Source organism: Pseudoxanthobacter sp., from assembly GCF_036822375.1.
GTDB lineage: Bacteria > Pseudomonadota > Alphaproteobacteria > Rhizobiales > Segnochrobactraceae > Pseudoxanthobacter.
Genome location: NZ_DAISHT010000275.1, coordinates 1 through 3,769, shown reverse-complemented (window position 1 = coordinate 3,769; position 3,769 = coordinate 1). Strand labels below are relative to the sequence as shown.

Genomic DNA, 3,769 nt, shown 5'->3' with positions numbered 1-3,769 from the left:
GTTTCACGAAGGTGTAGCCGAGGCTGTATTCCAGATCGTTGATGGCGTTGACGCCGAGGCGCGAGGTGGTGGCCTCGATGCGGATGCGCTCGCCGCCGCCGAACAGATTGCGATGGCCCCAGTAGGCCGTCAGCACGGCACCGTCGGTGGTGGCGAACGAGGCGGAGGCACCGATATAGCGGCGCTTGCGCTCCGACACATCGACGATGACCGGAATGGTGCCGTCGGCCGCCACCGCGTCGCCGGTGACCACGCGCACCGAGTTGAACACGCCGAGGCTGCGCAGGTAGCGGGCATATTCCTCCAGCGCGGCGGGATTGTAGCGCTCGCCGGCCCGGAACGGCGCCCACTGGCGGATCAGGTCCGGGCGCATCTTCTCTGTGCCGCGCACCTCCACCGCGCCGAAGCTGGCCTGCCGGCCGGGATCGACCGTGTAGGTAACATCGATGAGGCTGGTGGCGTGGTCGGCGATGACATTGCGGCCGGTCACGCCGGCCAGCGGATAGCCCGCCTTGCGCATCACCTGCAGCAGCCGGCCTTCGGCATCCACGATCGAGGCCTGCCCGGCGACCGCGCCGGCGACGAGCCCGGTTTCCGCCGGCCCGACCACCGTGGCGGGGCGGCCATCGGCCAGCACCACCGCAACCCGGCCGACATGGAACACCGGCCCGGGCCGGATGCGGATGGTGGCCGGCACGTTGCCGCGGCGGAAGGCGGCCTCGATGGCGTCGCGCACCGCCGCATCCTCGGAGGAAACGCCGGCCACCGTCACCTCGACGATGGCCGCGTAGCGCGCCTGCTGGAACATGATGCCGGTGAGGCGGCGGCGCTCCGAAAGCGTGGCGCGCAGGATGGCGTCGGGCGAACTGGTGCCGTCTTCGGAAAGGCGGGCCAGACTGGAGGCGCTGCGCACCGCGCTTTCCAGCGCCTCGTCATGGCCGGCGATGTCGAGCGTCAGCGTTACGGTGCGGCTGACATGGCCTTCGCCGGCCACCTCGCCGCGATCCCCCTTGCCGGAAGCCGTGCTCTGGCTGCCGTCCGGGGCTGCGGGATCGGCGGCGCGGGCCGGCGACAGCCCGGGCGCAAACGCCAGTCCCAGCGCCAGTGCGACGGCAGACGCGCGCGCGAATCCCGGCACCGGAACCCGTCGGGATATGGGGGCAAGCCGGGATGCAGGGGCGAAGACAGGGACCGGGGCGGGCGCGGCTCCGGGTGCGACCGCCGCCGCGCATGCCGCGGACGGGCGCACGGAAGGGCACGACAGCACGACCGCCGTGGCGGGCGCCGCCGCGTCCGTCATCTCAGGGTCCGGCCCGTGCTCTCTGGCCCGCTCCAACTCGCCACACGCCCTTTCCGGCCTCGCCACGCCCTCTGCGCGTCCGGCCCCGCCGCGATTCGCCCGTTCCGCTTCCGGTTAACACAAGGCTGCCTGCGACGGGTTGCGCGACAAGGCTTCCACGAACGACGTTACCGTTTGGTGGACAAGTTTCCCGGCAAGCGTGTCAAAAGTGACCCATCACGCGATCGTCAGCGCCGCAGCCCCTCAGGCCATGCCGAGGGCTTCCATGTAGAGCTGCAGAATCGCTTCCTGCTCCTGCCGCTCGGAGGCATCCTGCCGGCGGATCGAAACGATCTTGCGCACGGCCTTGGCATCGAAGCCGCGGCCCTTGAGTTCGGCATAGACCTCCTTCAGGTCATCGGAGATGCTCTTCTTCTCTTCCTCAAGCCGCTCGATGCGCTCGATGAACTGCTTCAGTTCCTCGGCGGCAACGCCGGTTTCGGCAATATCGGTCGTCATGTCTGTTCCAGTTCCGATCAGGACCCCGCCCCCCGTCACCGGGCGCGGGCTCTGCGCGACGATTGGGGCCGACCCTTAAGATGGGGTGAAGGCGGCGCGGCGGCCCGCCCGGGCCGGCGGGAAATCAGCCGGCGGCGTTCTTTTCCGCCATCCGCGCAGCAAAGGCCGCCGCCTGTCCGGCGTCCGCCTCGCGCTGGAAGCGCGCCTTCCACGCATCGTAAGGCATGCCATAAACGATCTCGCGGGCGCCCGCCTTGTCGAGATCCACGCCGTGGCCGGCTGCCGCCTCCTGATACCAGTTGGACAGGCAGTTGCGGCAGAAGCCGGCCAGATTCATCAGGTCGATGTTCTGCACCTCCGGGTGCGCGCGCAGATGCGCCACGAGGCGGCGGAAAGCGGCCGCCTCCAGCGCGGTGCGCAGGCCCTCATCCAGCGCAGCGGCGGGGCCGTCGGCAAGCGGACCGGCCGGATCGGACGAAACGGGGGCGGGCTCGGCCATCGGCAATGTCTCCACGGCAGCAGGGGTGCGGAGAGCAAGCATAACCGCCCTGCCCCGGCAAATCACCCCTCACCCGGCCGCGATCCCCGGTCAGGCGCGGTGCGGGCGATCGCTGCGCGAGCCGAAGCGGGCGATCTCGCCCACCTCCGGCAGCCCGCGGATGGCGGTGACGATGGGGGCGAGGCGCGTCGCCCATGCTTCCGCGCCCGGCCCGCCGGCAATCAGATCCTGCCGCACCTCCACCAGCACATGGGGCAGGCCGGCGCTGGTGGCGTGCCGGTAGAGCGTATCGCCGTGCAGGGCGCCGTCATAGGGCTCGTTGTCGCCGACCACGAGGGCCGGGTCAGCCCGCAGACCCGCGATCATCGGCACCGCGGCGCGCGGATCGCGGTCCCACAGAATGCCGGCGTGCCAGCGGCGCGCAACGCCGCGCCAGACCGGCGTGTAGCTGTGCATGGAAATAATCAGCGGCACGATGCCCTTCTGCCGCATCGCCGCAAGGCGGGCGGCGATGGCCGCGTGATAGGGCCGGTAGAAGCGGTTCAGCCGGCGCTCGCGCTCGGCCGCATCGACCGTGCGGTTGCCCGGCACCACGGCGCCGTCGGAAAGCCGCATGATCAGCGTCGGATCGTCCTCGCCGCGGTTGGGGTCGATGAGCAGGCGGGAAAAGCGCGAGGTGACCGCCGGCGCGCCGAGCCGCGCGGCCAGCGCCTGCGTCACCGCCAGCGCGCCGATGTCGTAGCCGATGTGGCGTTCGAGTTCGCCGGGCGGCAGGCCGAGATCGCCATAAGGCGCGGGCACGATGTTGGTGGCGTGATCGCAGAGAATCAGCACCCCGGTCGCATCATCGCCTTCCGTAACGGCAAAGGAGGCAGAGGACCCGGCCACGACAGGCGGGGCGGGTTCGGCATCGGCAGGCATCGTCGGTCTCCGCACGGCAAAACGGGCGCAGCCGGCCGCGCCCGGCCCAAATAAAGCCGCGAACCGGGCGGCATCGCAATGGCATTCGCGCACCGGCCGGCGTAGGACTGGTCCGCATTCTGCGCACAAACCAGCGGGCCCGCCGCGCGCCCGGCCCGGCTGCCCACGGAAACGCCGCATGACCACCCTCGATGCCCCCGCCAGCAGCGCCGGCAACCGCTTTGCCACCGCCGTCGTCGCCCTCACCGGCGGGGCCATCGCCATGGGTGTCGCCCCCGTCTTCGTGCGTCTTGCAGAGGTCGGGCCGTTCGTGTCCGCGTTCTGGCGCGTGGTTCTGGCGCTGCCGTTCCTGTGGCTCTGGGCGCGTCTGGAAACGCGCGGCCGGTCGCGGCCGCTCAGCGCCGCGTTCCCGCCGGGCCTCATTCTCGCCGGCCTGCTGTTTGCCGGCGATCTGGTGTTCTGGCACCTCGCCATTCTCAACACCACCATCGCCAATGCCACGCTGCTGGCCACGCTTTCGCCGGTGTGGGTGGTGCTCGGCTCGCGCTTCT

4 protein-coding genes and 1 pseudogene are annotated in these 3,769 nt (G+C 70.8%); 1 reads left to right on the top strand and 4 read right to left on the bottom strand.

Going from position 1 to position 3,769, the window contains the following annotated elements; genetic code table 11:
• The 4 genes from V7067_RS16340 to V7067_RS16325 all read right to left on the bottom strand — a co-directional run.
• Positions 1-1,138, bottom strand: a 1,138-nt coding sequence (locus V7067_RS16340) for a POTRA domain-containing protein (protein WP_334176955.1), incomplete at its 3' end; no start/stop codon positions are given.
• A gap of 405 nt (positions 1,139-1,543) precedes the next feature.
• Positions 1,544-1,798, bottom strand: a complete 255-nt coding sequence (locus V7067_RS16335) for a DUF2312 domain-containing protein (protein WP_334176954.1) — start codon at positions 1,796-1,798, stop codon at positions 1,544-1,546.
• A 124-nt stretch (positions 1,799-1,922) separates the two neighbouring features.
• Complete coding sequence (locus V7067_RS16330; RefSeq protein WP_334176956.1) at positions 1,923-2,231, bottom strand: DUF1244 domain-containing protein; 309 nt, start codon at positions 2,229-2,231, stop codon at positions 1,923-1,925.
• Positions 2,232-2,387: 156 nt separating this feature from the next.
• Positions 2,388-3,218 (bottom strand): N-formylglutamate amidohydrolase, encoded by an 831-nt coding sequence (locus V7067_RS16325; RefSeq protein ID WP_334176953.1) that lies wholly within the window; start codon positions 3,216-3,218, stop codon positions 2,388-2,390.
• A 178-nt stretch (positions 3,219-3,396) separates the two neighbouring features.
• Between V7067_RS16325 and V7067_RS16320 the strand changes: the two are divergent.
• Positions 3,397-3,769, top strand: a pseudogene (locus V7067_RS16320) (EamA/RhaT family transporter); the annotation flags it as partial.

What these genes read in the sequence shown, in the direction of transcription:
- V7067_RS16335 (WP_334176954.1), bottom strand. Translation starts at nt 1,798, where the DNA reads ATGACGACCGATATTGCCGAAACCGGCGTTGCCGCCGAGGAACTGAAG.
- V7067_RS16325 (WP_334176953.1), bottom strand. Translation starts at nt 3,218, where the DNA reads ATGCCTGCCGATGCCGAACCCGCCCCGCCTGTCGTGGCCGGGTCCTCT.